This is a genomic window from Microcoleus sp. B9-D4 (assembly GCF_036705105.1).
Lineage (GTDB): Bacteria > Cyanobacteriota > Cyanobacteriia > Cyanobacteriales > Microcoleaceae > Microcoleus.
Genome location: NZ_JAUBTS010000021.1, coordinates 12,416 through 35,008, shown reverse-complemented (window position 1 = coordinate 35,008; position 22,593 = coordinate 12,416). Strand labels below are relative to the sequence as shown.

The 22,593-nt window shown below is 45.9% G+C and carries 19 protein-coding genes and 1 pseudogene; 12 read left to right on the top strand and 8 right to left on the bottom strand.

Annotated elements, in window-relative coordinates:
* The first annotated feature begins 26 nt into the window (after positions 1-26).
* The 7 genes and pseudogenes from QUB24_RS14950 (at position 27) to QUB24_RS14920 (ending at position 3,652) form a co-directional block, all read left to right on the top strand.
* Positions 27-1,469, top strand: a complete 1,443-nt coding sequence (locus QUB24_RS14950) for a serine/threonine-protein kinase (protein WP_333153932.1) — start codon at positions 27-29, stop codon at positions 1,467-1,469.
* A gap of 146 nt (positions 1,470-1,615) precedes the next feature.
* Positions 1,616-1,846: a hypothetical protein gene (locus tag QUB24_RS14945; RefSeq protein WP_333145624.1), complete on the top strand. Its 231-nt coding sequence runs from the start codon at positions 1,616-1,618 to the stop codon at positions 1,844-1,846.
* An 8-nt stretch (positions 1,847-1,854) separates the two neighbouring features.
* Complete coding sequence (locus QUB24_RS14940; RefSeq protein ID WP_333145626.1) at positions 1,855-2,079, top strand: hypothetical protein; 225 nt, start codon at positions 1,855-1,857, stop codon at positions 2,077-2,079.
* A 93-nt stretch (positions 2,080-2,172) separates the two neighbouring features.
* Positions 2,173-2,334 (top strand): annotated as a pseudogene (locus QUB24_RS14935) (YgiT-type zinc finger protein); the annotation flags it as partial.
* 17 nt (positions 2,335-2,351) lie between these two features.
* The gene (locus QUB24_RS14930) at positions 2,352-2,648 is read left to right on the top strand and encodes a hypothetical protein (RefSeq protein WP_333153931.1); all 297 of its coding nucleotides are present in this window, start codon (positions 2,352-2,354) and stop codon (positions 2,646-2,648) included.
* Complete coding sequence (locus QUB24_RS14925; protein ID WP_333153930.1) at positions 2,635-2,859, top strand: hypothetical protein; 225 nt, start codon at positions 2,635-2,637, stop codon at positions 2,857-2,859. The genes QUB24_RS14930 and QUB24_RS14925 overlap by 14 nt, the downstream gene beginning before the upstream one ends.
* Before the next feature lie 241 nt (positions 2,860-3,100).
* Positions 3,101-3,652 (top strand): Uma2 family endonuclease, encoded by a 552-nt coding sequence (locus QUB24_RS14920; RefSeq protein ID WP_333153992.1) that lies wholly within the window; start codon positions 3,101-3,103, stop codon positions 3,650-3,652.
* 128 nt (positions 3,653-3,780) lie between these two features.
* On the opposite strand, the gene QUB24_RS14915 is transcribed toward QUB24_RS14920, so the two are convergent.
* From QUB24_RS14915 to QUB24_RS14900, 4 genes are all read right to left on the bottom strand, one after another.
* The gene (locus QUB24_RS14915; RefSeq protein WP_333153929.1) at positions 3,781-4,755 is read right to left on the bottom strand and encodes an Rpn family recombination-promoting nuclease/putative transposase; all 975 of its coding nucleotides are present in this window, start codon (positions 4,753-4,755) and stop codon (positions 3,781-3,783) included.
* Between the two features lie 142 nt (positions 4,756-4,897).
* The gene (locus QUB24_RS14910) at positions 4,898-5,263 is read right to left on the bottom strand and encodes a hypothetical protein (protein WP_333153928.1); all 366 of its coding nucleotides are present in this window, start codon (positions 5,261-5,263) and stop codon (positions 4,898-4,900) included.
* A gap of 165 nt (positions 5,264-5,428) precedes the next feature.
* Positions 5,429-6,658 carry a clostripain-related cysteine peptidase gene (locus tag QUB24_RS14905; protein WP_333153927.1) on the bottom strand — a complete coding sequence of 410 codons (1,230 nt, stop codon included), beginning with the start codon at positions 6,656-6,658 and terminating at the stop codon, positions 5,429-5,431.
* A 56-nt stretch (positions 6,659-6,714) separates the two neighbouring features.
* Positions 6,715-13,458, bottom strand: a complete 6,744-nt coding sequence (locus QUB24_RS14900) for a translocation/assembly module TamB domain-containing protein (RefSeq protein WP_333153926.1) — start codon at positions 13,456-13,458, stop codon at positions 6,715-6,717.
* 497 nt (positions 13,459-13,955) lie between these two features.
* Here QUB24_RS14900 and QUB24_RS14895 point away from each other — a divergent pair, with 497 nt between their 5' ends.
* Together QUB24_RS14895 and murQ are read left to right on the top strand one after the other, a co-directional pair.
* A complete protein-coding gene (locus tag QUB24_RS14895) occupies positions 13,956-14,330 on the top strand; it encodes a DUF3110 domain-containing protein (RefSeq protein WP_333153925.1) in 375 nt (124 codons plus the stop codon).
* A 292-nt stretch (positions 14,331-14,622) separates the two neighbouring features.
* A complete protein-coding gene (gene murQ, locus QUB24_RS14890; protein WP_333153991.1) occupies positions 14,623-15,537 on the top strand; it encodes an N-acetylmuramic acid 6-phosphate etherase in 915 nt (304 codons plus the stop codon).
* 62 nt (positions 15,538-15,599) lie between these two features.
* Here murQ and QUB24_RS14885 read toward each other — a convergent pair whose 3' ends face one another.
* From QUB24_RS14885 to QUB24_RS14870, 4 genes are all read right to left on the bottom strand, one after another.
* On the bottom strand, positions 15,600-16,130 hold the full coding sequence (locus tag QUB24_RS14885; protein ID WP_333153924.1) for an adenylate kinase: 531 nt from the start codon (positions 16,128-16,130) through the stop codon (positions 15,600-15,602).
* Between the two features lie 172 nt (positions 16,131-16,302).
* A complete protein-coding gene (locus tag QUB24_RS14880) occupies positions 16,303-17,574 on the bottom strand; it encodes a CAP domain-containing protein (RefSeq protein WP_333153923.1) in 1,272 nt (423 codons plus the stop codon).
* Between the two features lie 511 nt (positions 17,575-18,085).
* Positions 18,086-18,760 carry a phycobilisome degradation protein NblB gene (nblB, locus tag QUB24_RS14875; RefSeq protein ID WP_333153922.1) on the bottom strand — a complete coding sequence of 225 codons (675 nt, stop codon included), beginning with the start codon at positions 18,758-18,760 and terminating at the stop codon, positions 18,086-18,088.
* Positions 18,761-18,905: 145 nt separating this feature from the next.
* Positions 18,906-19,367, bottom strand: a complete 462-nt coding sequence (locus tag QUB24_RS14870; protein WP_333153921.1) for a CBS domain-containing protein — start codon at positions 19,365-19,367, stop codon at positions 18,906-18,908.
* Positions 19,368-19,612: 245 nt separating this feature from the next.
* On the opposite strand from QUB24_RS14870, the gene QUB24_RS14865 reads away from it, so the two are divergent.
* From QUB24_RS14865 to QUB24_RS14855, 3 genes are all read left to right on the top strand, one after another.
* On the top strand, positions 19,613-19,939 hold the full coding sequence (locus QUB24_RS14865; protein WP_333153920.1) for a (2Fe-2S) ferredoxin domain-containing protein: 327 nt from the start codon (positions 19,613-19,615) through the stop codon (positions 19,937-19,939).
* Between the two features lie 81 nt (positions 19,940-20,020).
* A complete protein-coding gene (gene dacB / locus QUB24_RS14860; protein WP_445300411.1) occupies positions 20,021-21,463 on the top strand; it encodes a D-alanyl-D-alanine carboxypeptidase/D-alanyl-D-alanine endopeptidase in 1,443 nt (480 codons plus the stop codon).
* A 217-nt stretch (positions 21,464-21,680) separates the two neighbouring features.
* A complete protein-coding gene (locus tag QUB24_RS14855; protein WP_333153918.1) occupies positions 21,681-22,577 on the top strand; it encodes an alpha/beta hydrolase in 897 nt (298 codons plus the stop codon).
* Positions 22,578-22,593: the final 16 nt, after the last annotated feature.

Here is a 22,593-nt window from a genome sequence, read left to right as displayed (position 1 = left end):
ATTAATATTGGTTGGCGGTGAGGAGAATGGTTTGGACGCCGGGGCAGCGGTTAAATGGCGATCGGTATATCATTGAAGGCAAGTTAGGTGAGGGTGGCTTTGGGGTCACGTACCTAGCGCAGAAGGCGCAAAACAGGCAGCGGGTTGTCATCAAAACGCTGAAAGATGAATTATTGAGAGATCCAAATTTTGCCCGGTATCGGGACAGATTCCGGGATGAGGCGGTAAAGCTATCTGTGTGCAGGCATCCCAATATTGTGCAAATAGACAACTATTTCGATCATGGTAATTTGCCTTGCATTGCGATGGAATATGTGGCAGGAGAAGATTTGTGGAAATGGGTGGAAAGGCGCGGTATTTTGTCAGAAACTGAAGCTTTAAACTACATCTGCCAAGCAGGAGAAGCCGTAATAATAGTTCACGAAAAAGGTTTACTCCATAGGGATATCAAGCCACAAAACATTATGGTGCGTGACAATCAAGATGCAGTTTTGATTGATTTTGGTTTAGCGCGGGGTTTTATTCCAGATCGCACTCAACAAATGACTTTTGGGTTAACACATGGTTTTGCGCCTCCCGAACAGTACGGGGAAATGGGCAGATTTGCTGAGTACACAGATGTTTATGCTCTGGCGGCAACGCTATACTATCTGCTAACGAAAACACCACCAACTGCTGCATTTATGAGGGCTTTAAATCATCCTTTAAAGCCGCCGTTTCAGATTAATCCTAATATTAGCGATGCGGTGCATCAGGCAATTATGAAAGGGATGGAAATGGATGCGACAAAGCGCCCTCAGTCGGTGGAAAAATGGTTGGCTATGCTTCCACAAGCCACCATTGGCAATTGGGGACAAAGAGGGGGTGTTTCACCAACGATTCCTAGCCCGCAGCCACCGCCACCAATTCTACAATGGATAGGAACCCTTTGGCGCCCCAAACAAAATATTCCTAGCCCGCAGCCACAGCCACAACGTATAAATTTGATTTCAGCAAAAGGAGTCAATTATCGCAACCTCGATCGGCTGTTGGCTAGCGGAAAATGGCAAGAGGCGGATGGGGAAACGGCAATAAAAATGCTGGAAGTAGCGGGGAGAGCGGGGGATGGCTGGCTGAGGGCTGAAGATATCGATCGATTCCCCTGTGAAGACTTACGAACTATTGACCAACTTTGGGTAAAATACAGTAACGGACGTTTCGGCTTTTCGGTGCAGAAACGCATCTATCAAAGTCTGGGAGGAAGCAGAGAATACGATCGGGAAATTTGGGACGCTTTTGGCGATCGAATAGGTTGGCGTGTGAATAACAAATGGTTGTACTACAACGAATTAAAATTCAACACCAAAGCACATAGGGGGCACCTCCCAGTGGGGGCGAGATTGGGTGGGTTGGGAGTGTGTGGGGGGGGTGTGTGTGGAGGAGGGAATCTCTCTTCTCTCGCGTCGAGACTTGTAGAGTGTAACATCTAAGGGTTACAGAGTTTCGTGAAGGTTATAATAACCAAAGCTTGAACCACGAAACCTCGCTACTTCTACGTTTCGTATACCTGGCATTCACCGGACTGGGCTAAAAGCCTACCAGTGATACTAATTGTTAACATCATGTTTGATGTCGAATGAACTTTCAAATTATCGGAAACATTACTAATATTGAAACAATAGCAGTTGGCAACTCAATTCGGGAAGTGGAACGTTTGCATAAAAATTATGGTAATGGACGTTGGAGAAAACTCAAAGGAATTGCAACAATTATCCTTACTGATGGTACAGCCTGCGAAGCTGAGCTACATTGGTACGAAGCACACGGCATTGGAAAAAAAGAAATTAAAATCAAATATATTTTATAGGAGGAGTCATGAATCCCCATAACTTAGAAACACAATTTGTAGTTTGCATTAACAATCAAGACTATCAAGCATCCTTAGAAGTGCGAAAAATCTACCAAATAATACCGGATATTCGCGCTGGGGAACATCAATTTATCCGAGTTATTGATGAATCAGGTGAAGATTATTTGTATCCAGTCGCATATTTCGTACCCATCGCATTGCCGAAAGCCGTAGAAGCAGTATTTGCCTAGGAGAAATTACGAATGAACTCTGTAGAAAAATGCCCTAATTGCGGCGGTGAAATAGTTATCAAAGAAGTCGATAAACTTTGACGGGGCGGCAAGCATACTGCTATCTTAAAAGTATCCGCTGAAGTTTGCCTAAGCTGTGGAGAACGGTTGTACTCTGTGGAAACAGTTAGGAAATTTGCCAAAATTAGACAGCAATTGCAGCGAGAAGAGACTCAAGAATTTCAAGCGATGGGGCAATCTTTTCGAGTTGGATAAGTTATACGATAAAACCAATGAAAAACCTAACTCAATTAACCCAGCTTGAATTAGTGCTGCTGGAATTAGTAGCTAAAGGTCAAGGAAAGTGGAGTTGGTACGAACTCGCGAATGCACTTTCCCGTCGAGATGTACCGCGAGAACCTGACATGATGGTTGTCTTAAAAAAACTGGCTGCTGATGGCTTGGTTCAGCGATATATAGAAACAGGTTCGCCTCGCGATAGATGGGAATTGACAACTGAGGGGACGATTTTGTTGACAGATGCAACTGCTTCTGAACAGACTACTTTATGCAAATATGTTGAAGTTTAACTTAGAAACACAATTTGTAGTTTGCATTAACAATCAAGACTATCAAGCATCCTTGGAAGTGCGAAAAATTTATCGAATAATACCGGATAATCGCGCTGCGAAACATCAATTTATCCGAGTTATTGATGAATCAGGTGAAGATTATTTGTATCCAGTCGCATATTTCGTACCCATCGCATTGCCGAAAGCCGTAGAAGCAGTATTTGCATAGATTGCACCCGGCGGTTGAAACCGATCGCGCACAAACAAAGTCTGCCTCCGCAGACAAGCGAAATCGAGGAGGCATTTAAGCCACATTCGATATCATAGCAAATCCTGCTTTAATCTCGGGTTGATTCTTCAGTCCCCCTCTGCTAGGACTTCGTTTGACAAGAAACGATTTCAACCGCCGATCGCCTAAAATCAAAAATCAGCTACAATTAAAAATTAAAAAGCAATCAAAAAACATCGCCATGAGCGTAATTGCAGCCAAATGGACGATCGCCCAATACCACCAAATGATATCTGCGGGCATCTTGGAACATCGGCGCGTAGAGTTGCTAAAAGGAGAAATTGTAGAAATGTCGCCGGAAGGAGAACCCCACGCCTATTTTAGCAGCGAAGCAGGAGCATATCTGATCCGGCTGTTAGGCGATCGCGCTACAATCCGATCGGCAAAACCCATTACCCTTCCTAACAACTCGGAACCAGAACCAGATATTGCGATCGTACAGCCCTTGGGCCGCACATACCTCGAACATCACCCCTATCCAGAAAACATTTTTTGGCTGATTGAATACTCTGATTCCACACTCGTCAAAGACTTGGAGACGAAAACGAAAATCTATGCTGAAGTCGGAATCCCCGAATACTGGGTAGTTAACCTCAACAACAGACAGTTGGTCGTATTTCGAGACCCCCAAGACGGAGATTACGGTTCCAAATTCACGCTAACAGGTGGAACAGTTAACCCGATCGCATTTCCCGATGTAATTATATCCGTAAGTGCGATCGTCAGCAATTAAGGCAATTCTCCTATGATTTAAGGCAGGTTTGATAGAGGTAGAGCGAGATTTGCCGTTGGGTGGGAGCGGGTTTATGAGATTATGGGTCAAAGGCACAGATTGTTTGTAAAACTCGCCCCTACGAGAATTCATCCCGCCGCCGAATCCAACCACGCCATCAAATCCTCTTGACTCCTAAAATCCAACAAAGCATCTCCCAAATCATCTAACTGTTCCCCAGATAATCCCTGGATGCGAGTTTGAACTTCCTGTGTTACCTCACCCACCCGCCGCACCAGTAGACGCATAATTAATCCTATTTCCCCTTCAATTTTACCCCTTTCGATTCCCTGTTCGATTCCCTGTTCGATTCCTTGTTGTATTCCCTGTTCAATCCCCTGTTGTAGACCAATTTCTATCCCTTTCATCACAGACCCGATTTGGTCTTGGATAAACATTTCTCGCTTGTCTACATCATTCAATTCGTCTAGTGTCAAATTTGCTCGGTTGGCAATTCCCAGCGCGGTATTAATCTCTTCAACAGACCCCAATGTATCTGGTACTGCTTCCAAAGAGGGCGCGTTTTTCACAAAGTAGAGCCATTTTTCCGGCAGAGTTTCGAGTTCATTCAATTCTTTTTTAAATTTTGGTAACTCCACAAACACTAATTTTAACTCGCAGTTGGGATAGACGAATTTCTCTTCAATTTCTGTGAATTCAAACTTGGAAATTAGTTTTTCGGTGTTTTCAAATAAGATAAAGTCGGTGATGGTTAAAGCAATGACCGGATTTAACTTTAAATAACCTTCTCCAGCTTTGAGTTGAGTAGAATAGGTTTTGGCTGCATTGTACACTACTCGTTTTTCAAAAGCGGCTACATTGAGTACCTGCATTTCCACAATCACGGTTTTGTTCCCGGTAATCTTGGCTTTGACATCCAGGTAAGTGTCTTTCAATCCTGTAACGCTGCCGGCTGAATAAGGGTCAATGATTTCTATTTCTTGGATGGTTGGTTCTCCGTTATACAGCATTGCATTTAGGAAGCTGATGAGAATTTCTGGATGTTCGGAAGAAGCGAATATTTTTTTGAATGCAAAGTCTGTTTTGGGGCTGATGAAACGCATATATTTTATAGGATTTTTTTTATTAACCGCAGAGGGCGCAGAGGACACAGAGGAGGAGAAAAGAGAGGAAGATGGATATTGACAAATATGGGAAGGGTTGGGTTTTGTTGTCTCAACCCAACCTATTATCTGAATGCTTTTATCAGCCTGTGGCTTCAGTAGTAGTTGCATGCGACATAACTAGCTTTCCAGTTATATCCATTGTTGCCAGTTTCAGCACTTCATTAAAAGCTAAACCCCGAATTTTAAGTTCCCACCGAATGCCTTTTGCTTTCATGCGCTTGGCTTTCCGCATATCGACATCAGCAGCTTTTTGATGCAAGAGCAAATATTTCATTGCTGCTGTAGCTTCTACTTTTGTGGGAAATGCAATATAGGTGATGAATCCGCCGTCCCAGTGATTGGCGTTGCGGACGCTGCTGATAGTCGCAACTTTCGGACTAAAGCGGTTCCAGTAAAAGTCGCTGTAGCCGATCGACTGTGTATTGACTTGGAGTTTGTTTGCCATTTGACTTAACTCCTCTAACCTTGTGTGCGGGGTTAACAGCAGGGCTTTAATTCTGCTATTTATATTATAGCATTGGGAAGTGGGAATTGGGAGCGAATGCTGGCTGTTGTTTTACTTCCCTGACTGCTTCTGTGAAGTCGGGAAAGTAAAATATTCCCCATATCTTTAGTTCTTTTTTGTCGCGAATACAACTGCCTCAAAAAGCTCTACAAGCTTTAAGTCTGAATAAACCGATAAATACAAATACTTTTCCAGTTGCTGCGGATTTCTAGGTAAAAATAAACCTAAACCTGATAAGTTTTTATACTTATCTCTAATTTTTAAATCAAGTAATTCACCATGCTGTTGCACTCTCTGAATAAGAAAATTATTTAAAAATAACAATAAATCGTTACAAGCTGACGGACTTGCACCTGATAATTGAGTAAGCTTTTGTAAAAAAGTGGCGACATCAACAAAGGTTTCTCCAAAGTTACGATAAACTACTACAGTATTGTTATTGGGAAAATTGACTTCCGCCCCTAAAATGGAGGATATAAAAACTTTCACAGGCGCAATGTCTGCTTGCAAAATAGAATCAATTACCACATTAACTTTTTCGGGAAAATAGCGAAAATAATGATTGTTAGTTAATGTCAAACTATGGTACATATTATGCGGTTCATAATCCATAATCTTTTGAGCTAGCTGAGAACCATCAATGTCTGGATAATCGCTCAAATCACTTAATAATTGCTCATAATAGTAATTTGGCACTCCAAGTTGGAGTTGAGATGAAAGCGTATACTTAGCAGTATTTTGGAAGGTATGGTGTACTTCAATATTTCCTTTGTTACAATTTTGAAAAAATAATAATTCTAGATTTCCCTTTACAGATTGGTTAAAATTAAATATAACTTGATTGATTTTTTGAATGTTCATCCATCTAATTTCTGAAATTAAAGGGGAGGTGGGATGTTCATCGGGGCTAATTTCCATAAGCGTTCCACCATGACCTAAAAACACAATAGCCCAGCGTTTGGCTTGAAATTTAGATTGTGCCCAAGTCAGATATTCACTCAAAACTTCTGCACTACTACTATCTGCTGTTTCTAAGTATTGCGTATCAACTTTACCTTGGCTAATGATGCTTCTAGAAACTTGTGCTGACCCACTAAAGTCTGATTGTACTACTACTAAAATTTTGTCATTTTTTACACCTTTACTTAGCATTTGAATAATTGGTTGCCCGAATCTTGAGAGATTATTGTCATAGGGCATCCAGTAGAGTAATATCCAGTCATAATAATTTTTGACCGTACTTCCAAGCATATATTGGTTTCCAGAGTAATATATTGTCCCTATTAAAGAACTCATGCTTACTGTTACCAATTTGAGTGCTTCTCTTCTTTTCACGTTCTCTGCTCCTGATTGAGGATAGTCAGCTTTTTGTATACAGTATTTTTTGCCAACTAAAACCTCAATTCATATTCAGCGGTGACGCGATTGTCTCCTTGAAAATTACTGGAACTTCTGAGTAAAATTTTATCGCTCAATCGATAGCGCACAGTAAATTCTGTCGGTTGATTTGCTGACAAAACTCGAATGATTGATGCTGAAATATTGCGCGTGATGTCAAACCCAACTTCTAAACCTAAGCCGAGAGAACCCGCACCAGAACTGGAACTAGCAGTTTGTGCTTCGTTACCTCTAATCCGAGTGGGAAATAAGCGAAATTCGCTCAATCCTGTGGCGTTGGTAATCGCAGATTGAAGGTTGTTCAATAAACCCGCACCGGCTAAATTTGCGATCGCCAGTGTACTGTCTCCCTGTCCCAAAGTCTGCACGAAACTGCCGCCCAACAGCGCTACAATCTCTGTTTCCGATCGACTCGGAGAACTCCTCAACTCCAGATTTTCCCCCAACTGAGAAGCCCTTCCCTGCACTAACGCTTGAACTCGGACACTCCGCACGCTGCCGAAAGTTGTCGGTTCGTCTGCTATTTCAGAGGCTACAGATGCGCCGGGAGTGCGGAACCGCGTTACTTCCTGCACCGAAGTTGCTAATCTCACATCCAGCGTCGGATCGAGTCCTTGTGTTGGTACAAAGGTCGCAGTCTGCGGGTATCCTCGATCGAGTCTAAACTGCGTCGTAAACAAATTCACCGACCCGGAAGTCAACCGAATCGTACCCTCCGGGCGAAGGTCATCTAAAGTTCCATTCACCGTCAAGCCCCCAGTCGCCTGAAAACTCAATATCGGCGCACTCGTTACCCGAATTCCCCGGCCCAAATTCAGCCGCAAATCGTTCAATCCAACTTCAAAGGAAGGGGAAGGGGAAGGGGAAGGGGAAGGGGAAGTCGCAGCAGAAGGGGAATCAGAAACCTCTGTCGCAGGAGAAGCAGAAGATGTGGAATCAGAATCAGAATCAGAAGCAGAAGAGGAAGAAGCTAACTCAGTTCTGCCGCCGCCGGGACTTCGGAGAAATACTTCACCGTTGTACAGTTCAATATTACCGCTCAACTGCGGACGCCTAGCCGTGCCCCTTGCCTGCACTTGACCGACTACGCCGCCACTGTACAATCCTCTGAGGTTCACTGCCAACTTGTCTAAATTTACAGCCAAAGCATTATCCGCATCGACATCGCCCTCCGCAAAGGGCACAGACAACGGAATCACGCCAGCGGCGACAACTTCTCCCTGACTCAACTGTCCCCGAATTCCTTCTACCCGAATACGATCGCCCTCAAAGCGCATCGTCCCAGTCAGCCCTGTCAGCGGTTCTGGGAAGGCTTGCGCGCGGACGGTTGCATTTTCAAAATTTGCAATTCCTTGCGCTACAGGGTCTTGCAGCGTCCCTCCCACGCGAATTTGCACCTGTCCCTGACCGCTGACCCACTCAACTTGCGGAGTCAATACATTAATAATTGCCAAACCTTCATTTTGCAAATTCGCCCTCAAATCGATTTGATTGCTGTCAGCTTTCACCGCTGCAAACGGCAACTCAAAAGGCAAACTTCCGGCGACCTCAATCGGTTCGGTTTGAGTTACCAAAGCGCTGCCGCCAAAATTCAGGCGGGCATTGCTGTAACTGAAACTGCCGTCGGCTTGTTTAATCGGTTCTCCGTTTAGCGTACCCTCAAGCAAACTCAATTCCCCAGTGGCTTGCGGGTTTTCCAAACTGCCGGCCAAGTTCGCCCGCAAATTCAAATTTCCAGTGACATCCACAAAAGGCAATTCCACCAGTTTTGCTAACTCTTCGACGGGCACATTTTCTACGCGCAACTGCCCGGATTGAGCTTTTTGTCCGAGTTGTCCCGAAAAGCCGATCGCACTTTTGCCCGATCGAATTTCCAGAGGCAAAACAGTTAAAATCCCGTCCTGAAAACTGCCTTCAAGGCTGAACGTTTCAGCAACATATTCTCCCCACTGCCAGTTATCACCTTTCACATTAAATTGAGCTTGCACACCCGTTTGCAAAGAACCTGCGACAGCAATTTCCGCACCAAAAGTGCCTTGCAATTGGGATAAGGGAGGCAATTTTTCTGATGCTTCCACTGCTTGCTGCTGCTGCTGCAAAAGTATTTCAATTTCTGCCAAGCGGCGCAACTGTTCGATTAGCGGGGCTTCTGGTTCTCCCACTGCCACAGTTTGCACGTCGCCACTGTCACCGTAAACGGGAGGTTTTAGGCCTCTAGCCAAGTCGCCTAAATTGAAATATTGCAAAGCGGCTAAAACCTGTTGCAAATTGCCTTGCTGTACGTTAACTTTCCCGGCAAATTGAGGGTTTGCGCCTGTTTGAACATTACCGGAAATTAAGTATTGACCGCTGCCTTGGCGGAATATGCCATTTGTGAGAGTGGCGCTGCCGTTAGCGTAGCTGAATTCGGCTTGGAAACTGTCACCTTTAATGTAGCCGATCGCCGGTTGGGCGATCGCAATTTGTCCGCTTGCTTGCAAAGTCGCCGGATTTAACGGCATCTTCCAACCGGGCACATTTACTTGTCCCGAAACTGTACCAGTTATCGGCCCCAAACCCGCCTCTTTACCCGGTGATAAATTCAAAGCAGCGAGGGGAAAATCGCTTAAATTAACTCGCAAAGTTTCTCCCTCGGTTTGGCCCCTAGCGACAGATTCCCCGCGTTGAATTAAGAAAGATGTCGGCAAAAAAGATTGATTTAAAGCTACTTCGATTTTGTCGCTGGCGCCGGTCAAACGCAAATCTACACTTTTCCCAGCATCCGCATTCACAGTCCCCGCCAGTACCGGGTCAAAAGCGATTTGATTTACGGCTAAATCCCGCACTTCCACGTCGCCCACTAAGCTGAGGGCGGCGAGGGTTCCGCTGAGGCTGCCGGTAAAATCGACATTGCCGCGCAGGGGTGGGTTTTGCTGTGAGGAATTTTTGTCCGCAATTGTAGACAAAAATCCTACTTGTTCTGCTGGTAAGGCTTCCAGGTTAAAGTTGGCGAGTCTGACATCCAAATCTAAGTTGGAAATTGAGGGCCCTCCTTGACCTGCGAGTGCGACGTTAACAAAGCCGTTGGCTGTCAAACCGGGAGTTGTGGCGTTCTCAATTTCCACCCGTTGGCCGTCCCAATTAAATACTGCCTCAAAAGGTTGTTTCAAAAACGGCAATTCCGAGATGCGGAAACTGCCGCCGGCGCGAACATTTTGTAGGGGCGGTGCCCCCGTGCCCGCCGCAATCGGGCCGGATAAATTGATATTGCCGTTAAACAGTCCTGCAAGCTGGGGGAGATTTTGGGAACCAGAGACTACACCTCCGGTTTGCAAGCTTTGTCGCTGCGACTCAAAGGCTTGCTGGAAGCGACTTAGAGCAATTTGCTCGCCCTCGATAGACGCCCGCCAATTCCCCGATGCGGCGCTGCCTTTAGCATTGACAATTCCTCCGCCGTTGGCGAGTCGAATTTGTCCGTCGCCGTTGGCGGTGATGCCGTTGGCGGTTAGATTATCTACTGTTCCCAGAATGCGGACTTGGCCGTCGAGGGTTCCCTCAATTTCTGGCGGTAAATCCGCTGTCAGCAAACCTGTTTCTTTGAGGGTTTGTTCTAAATTACTGACGGCAATTCCGTTGGTTTCCAGCAATGCTTGCAAGTTGCCGTTTTCCAATTTTGCCGTAGTATCGATCGCCCCGAGTCGATCGACCAAAATCCGTCCTTCTCCACTACCACTAATTCCCTTGGCTGTCAAGTTATCCAAACTGCCCGCTGCTTGGAATTCGCCGTTAACTCTGCCGTCAATCGATTTTAGATTTTGGATTTTGGATTTTAGATTGTTGATGTTGGCAGTTTGCTGACTTCCGGGATTAAATGCTGAAGCTACATCTAAAATAGGTATTCCCAAATCTAGTGCTAAGCGACTGAGAATAACTCGATCGGCATCGGCGAAAGCTTGCCAGCGTCTGTCTTCTAATTTACCTCTAAAAGCAAGAGTACCGTCCCCTATATTGAGTGTGCCGCTGCTGCTGACGCCTATGTTAGCGGCGGTTGAATTATCAAGACTGCCGCTGGCTTGAATTTGATTGGATATTTGTCCCTCAAGCGATTTGAGATTTTGGATTTGGGATTTTAGATTGTTGATATTGGCGACTGTTTGGGGATTTTCGGGATTGAATGCTGAAGCCACATCTAAAATCGGCAATCCTAAATCTACCAGACGACTGATGGAAGTGCGATCGGTTTCTGCGGTTCCCTGCCAATTTCCCGCTGCCAATTCTCCTTTAAAATTCACATCACTGCCGGCAAGATTGAGTCTGCCGCTGCCGCTGGCATTGATGCTGCTAGCAGTCAAATTGTCAAGACTTCCCGATGCTGTAAATTGACTCGATAGCAGTCCGTCAATCGATTTTAGATTTTGGATTTTGGATTTTAGATTGTTGAGATTGGCAGATTGCTGATTTTCGGTATTGAATGCTGAAGCCACATCTAAAATCGGCAGTGTCAAATCTACCAAGCGACTGATGGAAGTGCGATCTGTTTCTGCTGTTGCTTGCCAATTTCCCGCTACCAATTCTCCGTTTAAATTCACATTGCTGTCGGCAAAATTGAGCCTACCGTTGCCAGTAACATTGATTCCGCCAGCCGTCAAATCGTCAACATTTCCCGCCACTCGAAATTCACCGGCTAGCTGTCCGCCTAACGATTTTAGATTTTCGATTTTGGATTTTAGATTGTCTATATCTGCGGTCGTTTCCCGTGTTAATAACGGCAAGCCAATATCAATCAATTGATTGACTGCAACTTTTTCAGTATTGCCAAAAACTTGCCATCGACCCGATTCTAGTTCGCCATTAACATCAACAATACTGTCAGCAATATTCAGCGTTCCTTTGCCCGTCGCAGCGATCGCATTTAAACTTAAATCGTCCAGAGTTCCTGCTGCTTCGACGGTTCCGCTGAACAAACCCGCTAGTTCAGGAGGCAAATTAAGGTCTGGCAGGATTTGCTGCAAACTGTTTATATCCACGCCATTGCCCTCGATCAAAGCTTGCCATTGACGGTCTTTTAGCGCAGCATCCACGTTAACAGAAGCGTCGCCAATTTTCACAACCGTATTTTGCAAATCAGCCGAATTCCTTGCGGCTCGAATTTCGCCCGCAGCGGGGAAAGTTCCTTGCGGTGCTTGCCATTGAACTCTCGCTTGAATGTTGTCTAACGGGCCGAAAATTTGAGCTTTTGCGGAGACAGTGCCAATATTAACAGTAGCAGGAATTGGGAGAGCGTAAATTTGGGCGATCGCGTCTCCGGGTACATTTTCAGCTTGGAAGTCAAACACTAAACCCGATCGCGAATTATCCTTTGATAAAGCTAGATCGACTTCACCTTTTCCGCCAATTTTACCACCCGCCGCCGGCACTACCAAAATATCGCTCACAGTCAAAGCTAAAGAGGAAAAAGGGGGAATAGAAGATTGAGAATTGGGAGTTGGGGTTTGAGCCATTCTCCCGCGTTCCAATTTGAAATTAGTGCTAATATTGTTTAATTGCAGTCGATCGACCGTAGCTGGTTTTGTCGAGGCGATCGTACCTGTGAGCACCGGCATTGCAACTGTTCCAGTCAGCTTGGCATCCGCCTTCACCTCCCCCGCAACAGCTACGGGTAATACTACTTTCTGCCCTAACTCTGTCTCCACCGCACTGACAACACTTGCAAAAGCAACTGGTTGCACGTTAGTTGTTAGATTGAAGCTAGCGTTCTCCAAATTAAAATTAGTTCCAGTGGCAACTGTGCCTGCTATTCTAAGGGGAATTAGACCGTAATTAGCCGCCAGACTATCGACAATAATATTAGTTCCCTGAAACCGCAACTGACCGCTGCTATTTTGTATGATTTGTTTCAGTGAAGCAATACTCGCTTGCACTCCTCCAAAACTAGCCGTCCCGGTAATTCCCGATACTTTATTCTCTCGCACTTGCACGGTCAAATTGCCATTAGCAAGACCTTTTTGTAAAGAAATGCTGGAAAGTCTTAGCAAGCGAGCGAGGTCGGGCAACGGCAAATTTTGACCTTGCAACTGCAGGTTAGTTTGAGCTGCAGGTAACATAGAATCAGCTTTAAGTATAAAATTATCGCTGTTAGTAAACTGACCGTTTACTTCGTAGAGAACGCGCTGATTTTGGTCGCGAAATAGAGCACTGCCATTTTTCAAATTTACAGAAATCGGAGCCGAAGTTTTCTGTCCTAATGCGGGACTCGGTACCAAAACTGCGGCGGAATTTTCAGCTCGAAATGCTTCAACTTCAGTTTTAAATAAACCCGGAGATTTCCGCTCCGCCGTTGGAAGATTAACCCAGCGGCCTTTAGCATCCTGTTCGATATAAGCGTTGGCTTTAACTAAAGTAATATCTAATTTGAGAGTGCGGGTAAACAGCAGTTGCAAAACCGAAAACTTGACTTTAACTGCTTCTGTAGAAGCATAATCGGGATCGGTAGCAGTTGCAGGTAAAGTCGATCGGCCAAACCGCAAACTTGTCAGAGAAAATCCCTCCAAACGTCCGAGTTGCACAGGCCGCTTCAGCAACTGACTGACTTCAGTTTCCACCAAAGGAGCTAACTTTTCCCGCACCCACTGGTATCCTACCGCCGCCCCAACCAAGGCGATAATGCCCAATCCCGTACCGCTAAGCAGCAGCAGACGCCACCAGCGGCGGTGGGGGCGGGGTGCGAGTTGATTTTTGTTATCGTCCGAGTTAGTCATGGGTGTTTCTCAGAAATCAGAGAATTCAGGAATTAAGGGAATCAGCCGATTTTAGACAGGTATAATTTCTGCGCTCCGCCTGGGTGGCTTCTGCCTTTGGTAGACTCACAAGTGAGGTCGGAAGTGCCGATCGGGCGTTAGCGAAGCTTGCAGCAGAGGATCGAATTTCAAGATTCACGTCCCACTCCGGGGCAGAGTCCAATAACCTTTACTAAACTTAATCAAAACACGCAACACCACCTAATACCAAGTCCTCCAACTCCCCTAAATCCTCTCGATCCCGCTAGTGCAGGCTCGGTGGTCAATCTAAAATCTAAAATCTAAAATCTAAACACGTCCCCCTCCAGGGTAGACTCCAGAAACCTTTAGCGAACTTAATCAAAACACGCAACACCACCTAAAACCGACAGTCAATCTAAAATCTAAAATCTAAAATCTAAAATCGCACGATCGCTCCTAAGATAAAAAAACGGTGGTTAAGAAGGTCTTTAAAACTTATGCGAGTGTTCGTCTTACTCTTCAATGCCCGCACCGAGAATGAGGGAATTCATACCATTCAACTCGGCGATCGCAATAAAGTTCTGATGTTTGAGTCAGAAGACGACGCCACCCGCTTTGGCGTGATGTTGGAAGCTCAGGATTTTCCCGAACCCGCTGTCGAGGCGATCGACGATGAGGAAATTAAGGAGTTCTGCAACAGTGTTGATTATGATTGGGAACTTGTGCCCGCGGGCGCGCTGGCGATCCCGCCAGAAGACAATGTAACACAGACTCAGTGGCAGCCGGAGTCCAAACCAGATCCCGATCCGGATTCTGAGGTTTCCCAAAACGAACTGGATTCTATTCGCCGCCGACTCGAAGGACTTTTGTAATAGTCATTAGTCATTAGTCAGCAGTTATTGGTCATTAGTCAGCAGTTATTGGTAATGGCTAATGGGTAATGGGTAATTGCCTCTCTCTCGGAAGTAGATTTAGCCGATCGCCCGCAAGCGCAAATTTCGAGCCTTTGAGTCACGACTTCACCAAGCTCACCAGAGGGCTGGCAATGCGTACCCTATTTTGTACACCTAATGACTGTTGACTAATGACTGTTGACTGTTGACTGTTGACTGTTGACTAATGACTGGTGACTAATGACCAATGACTAATGACTCATCAAAAAACATGAAAAATTTAGAAGAACGGGGCCATCTGCTGACTGAACAGGTGAATACCAACAGCGAGAATTTAGACCAACTCAGTTCGATCGAATTAGTGGACTTGTTCAACCGGGAAGACGCCCAAACCTTAAGCGCGATCGCCCGTGCCCGCGAACAGTTAGCCCATGCGATCGACATTGCAGCCGAGTCTCTACGTCAAGGAGGTCGCCTGTTTTACGTCGGTGCGGGTACTTCCGGGCGTTTGGGGGTGCTGGATGCCGCCGAGTGTCCCCCCACCTTCTGCACGCCGCCAGAACTCGTACAGGGCATAATTGCCGGGGGTGCGGGGGCTTTGGTGCGGAGTTCGGAGGATTTGGAGGATCGGGCTGAGGATGGGGCCGAGGCGATCGCCCACCGTCACATTACCAACTTAGATGTAGTTGTCGGGATTACGGCTGGGGGTACGACGCCTTTTGTGGCGGGCGCTTTGCAGGCGGCACGCCAGCGGGGGGCGAAAACTGTGTTTATGGCCTGCGTACCCGTCGAACAAGTGAATTTTGAGGCTGATGTTGATATTCGGTTGTTGGTTGGCCCGGAGGTAGTGGCGGGATCGACGCGCTTGAAAGCCGGTACAGTAACAAAAATGGCTTTAAATATCCTTTCGACTGGGGTAATGGTGAAGCTGGGCAAGGTTTACGGCAATCGGATGGTTGACGTGGCGGTTACTAATAAGAAATTGCGCGATCGGGCTGTGCGGATGTTGCAGGATTTGACTGATTTAAACCGGGATGAGGCGGGTTTTTTGCTCGAAAAAAGTGGCAAGTCGGTTAAGTTAGCTTTGATGATGCACTGGACTAATTTGGAGAAGGAAGAGTGCGATCGCATTTTGGGCGAGTTTCAAGGGAATTTGCGATCGGCAGTAGCATCGATTGGTCATTAGTCAGTAGTCAGCAGTCAGCAGTCAGCAGTCATTAGTCATTAACAACTGCCAACTGCCAACTGTCAACAGTCAACTGTCATTTGCGATATCGATGCAAAAAATTGTGAAATCTCTTCAGTGGATCTGATGTGATAAACACTTTTGGTATTTTGGGCGCGATCGACATACTCGCGATATCTGGGAGTCAAATACTTGTGACACAACCAAAGAACGCGGTAACTATTAATTGAACTCTTCAAGATGGGGCTCTTTTCCGGCCAGCCTTCTGGTAGCCTAAAGCTACCTGTAATCAGCCGTTTAGTCACCCACCAGAAATGCACGTATAAGGGCAGATCGACAAAAACCAGACTATCTGCCTCGTTGAGTCGAAGCCAGACGGTTTCCATACAACCAAAACCGTCTATAATCCATCGGTCAGTAGCCAAAATTTTCTCATGGGTACGCTTATATTCTTCATTTGGAACCTCAGCGCCCCCAGATTGATATTTAATCTTATCCAAGGCGTAAAGTGGCAAACCAGTGATTTCTGATAATCTCTTGCTGAGAGTTGATTTACCGCCTCCAGTGTTGCCAAACACGGCTACTTTTTTCATAGTTATCCCTCTTAGTAATCATGCAGTTTGTAGCAATACTTGATATTATTACTATAATAATCAATTTATCAAAATAGCCCCCTTGATTATCCTCTCCAAATTCAACGTAAAGCGCTCTTGTTTTTATATTCCCGACTTCTTGGAGGAGTCGGGAATCTGGATATGATGTTTTTTAGGCGTTGACAAAAACAGAAGATGTAAGCTGACTTTGACTTACACCTTGCACGATGCCCAAATAATTACTGCCAGACTTAATCGCCGTAGAAGCGATGCTTGCCCCTCCATCTAACTGCAAACTCACAGATTCCAAAGTCAAATTTGGAAATCCGATACCGTCAGTCAAACCAATTTTATCCCCAGCCCCAAAATCGGTAATCACATCTGCACTAATTAAAGTAGGCGTAGCAGACAAACCTCCTGCTAAGATAAACGTATCATTTCCAGCGCCGCCCGTCAGCATATCTTGACGGCGATCGCCCGCCAACAAATCTTCGCCGTTACCGCCAATCAAGACATCATCTTCTTTGCCGCCACGGATAGTATTGTTACCGTCTCCTCCGATTAGTCGATCGTTATCATTGTTGCCGCTGATAAAATCATTGCCAACACCGCCATCAATTAAATCGGATTCTTTGCCGCCGGATAAGCTGTCATTCCCTCCTGCGCCATTAATTGTATCCGCACCTTGCATCCCATTAATGCTATCAGCACCTTCTCCCCCCGTGATATTGTCTTTGCCGGAAAGGGCAAAAATTGGCAAGCCCGCAGCATTTGTTGGTATTTGAGTATCGGCACTATCTGATAGGAAATAATTGCCGCCACTGGCTGTATTTTTGGGTGCTTGTGTCGCGCTGCCGTCCCCTGTAGCATTGGGTATTGGCGAAGTAATAGATATAGTGTTTGGTGTGGGAGTAGGTGTCGGTGTGGGTGCGGGATTGACACTACCGTCAAGAGAAGTCGCAAAAACTTGCGTCCAATAGTGATTCCAATTTTCTGTGCCAGTATCGTCGGCTAAGAAATAGTAACCAATCCCAATTTCTTTGAGATTCGGGTTAAGAATATTAGTCCGGTGGCCGCTGCTGTTCATCCACGATGATACAACTTGTTCGGGTGTAGAAGAACCCGCAGCAATGTTTTCTGCCGCCGCTGAGAATTGATAGCCCGTTGCAGAAATCCGACTTCCTAATGACGAACCATCTTTTCCGGTATGGGAAAAGAAGTCTTGCAGTGCCATGTTTTGGCTGTGATTTGCCGCCGCATTTAGTAACTGAGTATTTAAGGTTAGCGGGGAGAAACTCAATTTGCCGCGTTCGATGTTGGTAAGTTCTAAAACTCTATTAATAAAGTTTTGAGTGGTTGGGCTTGGTGCTACTTGAGAGGCCGATCGCTCTCCTGTTAAAATGTCCGAGGACTGAGAACCTGAATTTTGTAGTTGTTCAAGCATGGGGATGATCAACAGTTTTAAGACTTGGTTTTGCTGGTAGATGGCTTACCGTCTTAACGATAGTTTCCCCGATCGCTAGCTGGCTGGACACAATTCAATAATTGTATTAATCCCTGCCGCTGCTTTATCTATTTTGATTATAGCTGTTGTCAAAGTGGGGATGTCAAGGTCCCGGCTCTGGTTGGGATCGGGAAGAGTATGATCGACTTTAAGGAGAGTTTCAAAAGAATTTGCGATCGGCCCTGGCATCAATACAATTTTAGATTTTAGATTTTAGATTTTAGATTTTTCCTGATTAGTATGGTTTAGGCGGCGCACCCAGCCTGCTGGCTGGCTAGAAACCCGGTTTCTACGATTTTTGCAGAGAGGAACGACAAATATAGGAAGAAACCGGGTTTCTGAATTCTGTGTGCGCTCGCGAACAGAGTTTTTAGTAGAATCCTCACAAAAAATTCTAAATTAATTCAAAATTCACAGCCGCGCAGGGTTGTTCGCGATCGCCAAAGCAATCTCAAGATTTCAAACTATTTTCTTGTCCGCCTCTAGCCTCCTGAGCAACTTGCTCAACCTCATCTTTGGCGAGAATTTCCAAAGCTGTCTGTGCTTCTGCACCGCCCAACCGCCCCAAAGCTTGGGCGACTCTGTAACGGATCTGCCAATCTGCATTGGAAGCGTAGGGAAGCAGCAGCGGCAGTGCGCGTTTATCTCCCAATTCACCTAATGCGCTGATGGCAATGGTTTGGATCAATTCGTTTTCAGAAGTCAGGGCATTTTCTAACATCGGAAAAGCTTTCGGATCTCCCATTTCTCCCAAAGCCGCAACGATGCTCAGTTGCACCAGCCATTCAGAGGTACTGCTGTAAACTTGCTGCAAATCTTCTAAAGCATCGGTTAATTTCAATGCGCCCAAAGCATCGGCTGCTGCTGCTTGCACGTCGGGTTCGGGGTCGTTGTTCAAGCAGTTTCGCAGTACCTCTAAAGCGTTCGGCAGATTCTGCGTGCCGAGGGTTGATAATTGGCTGACTGCTGCGTAGCGAACCCGGACGTTGTTGTCGCCGATCGCAATTTGAATCAGTTTATAGGCTATCGCGGGTTCTAGTTGCCGCAGTTGGTTGACTGCTCGCAGCCTTTCGCCAAAATCCTCGGAATTCAGCAATTGTTCGACAGACTCAGGGGTAATGCTCATCGGATTTTAGATTTTAGATTTTAGATTTTAGATTTGGTAATTGGTAATTGCCAAAAGCGAACGAGATTTAAGGAGCGATTCCCTACGGGATAGCTTCGCTTCACGACTCATTTTCTGATACAGTCCTGGAACTGCAACAGTTAATTTAAGACTCCGCCGCCATCGATCGGATAATATCTCCCCTAGTGAGGATGCCGATTACTTTGCCCGCAGTATCAAGCACCGGCAATCGATGGATACTGCGATCGTGCATCAGTTTGGCAGCTTCTTGGACAGATTTGTCGGGCCCGATGGTAACTGGCTCTGTACTCATGGCTTCTCCTACTGTTTGTCCTAAAGCCTTGTGGAGTTCTCGCTCGTAACGAGAGGGATTTTCCAAATAAATTACGCTGTCGAGCACCATGATATAAGCGGGCGGAGTTACGCCGGTTTCCCGCCACATCAAGTCGGTTTCGGAGATGACTCCTACCAACAAGTCATTCTCATCTACGACGGGAAGACCGCTAATGCGTCGTTCGGCTAAAATTTTAATCGCTTCGTTCAAGGGCATTTCGGGTCGCGCCAAAATCGGCTCGCGGCTCATTACATCGGCTACTGTTTTTGGCATGATTAGCGGTTGATTGAGTTATCTCTCCTTATCGATCATATAGGGAAAGCGTGACACAGACTGAAGAAAGGCAGCTCTGCCGAAGGGATTCGTTAGAAGGTAGTAAAGAAGGAAAAAGTTTGAATGCCAGAATTTTGCTGTTTTTTTCGATCGCACTATAAAATTCTGCCGTTTGCCTCTTTCCGGCGAGCGATCGACCTGACAAGATTGTTAAGATATCTTAAAGAGCGGATAAATCCTTACCAATGCCCGAATCTCCAGCCCGAAAACCAGACTCCCAACCAGAAACGCGCTGTGTATTGGTTTGCCAGTATCAATCTTGCCTGAAAAATGGTTCAGCAGCAGTGCTAGCTGCTTTTGAAGCTCAACAAGTTGCAGGGGTGAAAGTGGAGGCCTGTAGTTGTCAGGGACAGTGCACCACTGGCCCGACTGTACGAGTTACCCCGGACGAAATTTGGTATTGTCGAGTTAAACCGAGTGATGTACTGTTAATTGTGGAAGAACACCTCAAAGGGGGAAAACCTGTAGAGCCGCTGTTCAATCCGAGAATTCATGCGCGTTATTATTATTAGTATGGACTTAATTCGGTGAAACTTCCAAGCTCTGGCGCATCTAATTTTAATAGTTATTGTTAAGGAACTGGCACTTTGAAAATCAAAGGAATTGCGCTGAGTTTGTTAATCCTAATTCTGGGGCGTCCGTCGGCGGTTGCTGCTCAAACGTCGGCGGTTGCTGGGGATATTTGTCCTGGGGAATTGGGGGCGCAAGTAGATGCGATCGCCAACCGTCCCGAATTTAGCCGATCGCGCTGGGGCATTTTGATTCAACCTCTATCTTCTACTGCTACTCTCTACAGCCGCGACGCCCAAAAATATTTTATTCCTGCATCAAATGCCAAGCTGCTAACCACAGCCGCTGCTTTACAGAAACTCGGTGCAGATTTTCGGATTAAGACATCGGTTTACAGCGGCGAAAATGGCAGTTTGTACGTGGCCGGCAGGGGAGATCCGAGCATTGCTGAGGCTCAGTTGAAATCTTTGGCGCAGCAGTTGAAGCAGCGGGGAATCAGTCAAGTTAACCAGTTGATTGGCGATGACAGCTATTTTCAAGGCAGTGCAGTCAATCCGAATTGGGAATGGGAAGACGCGCAAGCTGGCTACGGAGCACCGATTAACAGTTTAATTTTCAATCAAAACGCGATCGACCTTCTCTTGTCCCCGCAGGCTCTGGGGCAACCTCTGAAAGTTACTTTTGTCGAAGCAAAGCTGGCAAATCAGTGGCAACTTCAGAACAATACTGTTACCGTCGCTCAAAACGAATCTGAGTTTATTGAAGTTGGTCGGGAGTTCGATCGACCTATAATTCGAGTTAGTGGACAGTTGAAAGTTGGTGGCGAACCTGAATCAGCTTATGTCGCCGTTGTCAACCCCGCTAATAATTTTTTGCAGTATTTTCAACAAGCCCTGGCGACTGAGGGAATTCCTGTTAAACAGAGTTTAGTTGCATCGGCTTCTCGCAATTTAAATCAAGAATTAGCAACCGTTGAATCGCCAGCGATGGCGGAATTGGTGAGAGAAACTAATCGAGAAAGCAACAATCTTTATGCAGAAGTTTTATTGAGATTGCTGGGAAAAGTTACAGACAAGATGCCTGTGCCACAAGAGGATACAGGTGAAAGCGGTTTGAAAGAGCTAAAAACAGTTTTAACTCAATTAGGAGTAAATCCAAACAGCTACATATTAGCCGACGGTTCCGGCTTGTCTCGGCACAATTTAATTAGTCCAGAAGCCTTGGTGCAAACTTTGAGATTTATGGCCAATTCACCTGCTGCATCTATTTACCGCCAGTCACTGCCGATCGCGGGCGAGAGCGGCACTTTGAAAAATCGCTTTAATATTACCCCAAACCGCGTAATTTTGCAAGCAAAAACAGGAACTATGAGCGGAGTTTCGGCGCTGTCGGGATATATCGAAGTTCCGAATTACGAGCCGCTGGTGTTTAGCATTATCGTCAATCAATCTGACCTATCGACTGCAAAAATGCGATCGGCAACGGACGAAATTGTGCTATTATTGAATCGCCTCCGCCGCTGTTAAAACAATACATTTAAGGTGATAAACTTGAACTCAGTAGTTACACCTAAAACACAGGACACCCCAAAACCTTACAAGTTTTAAGTTTAATTAGATTGCAGCGGCGGGGATCGAAAAGCAGCTACAATAAAAGTAGAAAAATTAACACCATTGGGACGTTTTAGCCTGCTACCAGTCGGCGGGTTCTGTACTGACCGAAAATAAGTCTAACTTTCCCACTATGAATTCTTTAGATTCCGAACAGCAACACATCTTTGTCGAAACCAACAACATCCGCCTGCACTGCGTTTCTCAAGGAGAAGGCGAGCTCGTTCTCCTCCTGCATGGGTTTCCAGAGTTTTGGTACTCTTGGCGTCATCAAATCCCTGCTTTAGCGCGTCATTTCAAGGTGGTAGTGCCGGATTTGCGGGGCTACAACGATTCCGACAAGCCGGAAAGCGGCTATGATTTAGATACGCTGAGCGCGGATATTCGCGGTTTGATTTCGAGCCTCGGTTATACAAAAGCTCACGTTGTAGGTCATGATTGGGGAGGGGCGATTGCGTGGCACTTAGCTCAAAAATTCCCCGAACAACTCAACCGCTTGGCAATTTTAAACGCTCCGCACCCGCAGCGATTCGTGCAGGAAATGGCGAGCAATTTAGATCAAATCCGCCGCAGTTGGTACGTTTTGGCGTTTCAGGTTCCCGGCATTCCCGAATGGTTGATCCGGCAAAACTTGAAAGATTTTGTTCACAATGTTTTCCAAGGACAAGCTGTTCGCAAAGGAGCTTTTAGCGCTGAGGAAACTAAGATTTATCAGACTGCTTTAGAAAAGCCGGGAGTATTAGCCGCCGCTATCAATTATTATCGGCAGATGTTTCATCCGCAGAGGCTTTGGAATTTGGGGCAGAAATTAGAACCTGTGACAGTGCCTACTTTGGTACTTTGGGGAGAAGAAGATGCGTTTTTGAGCCACAAACTTGTAGAAGGTTTAGACAGATTAATTACGGCTCCGTTTAAGTTGAAATTAGTTCCTCACTGCGGTCACTGGATTCAGCAGGAAGCGCCGCAGACGGTGAATCGAGAATTGCTGAGTTTTCTGAGAAATTCTTCTCCTTCTTTGGCTTTGGCATAGAAAAAAATTAACGCTT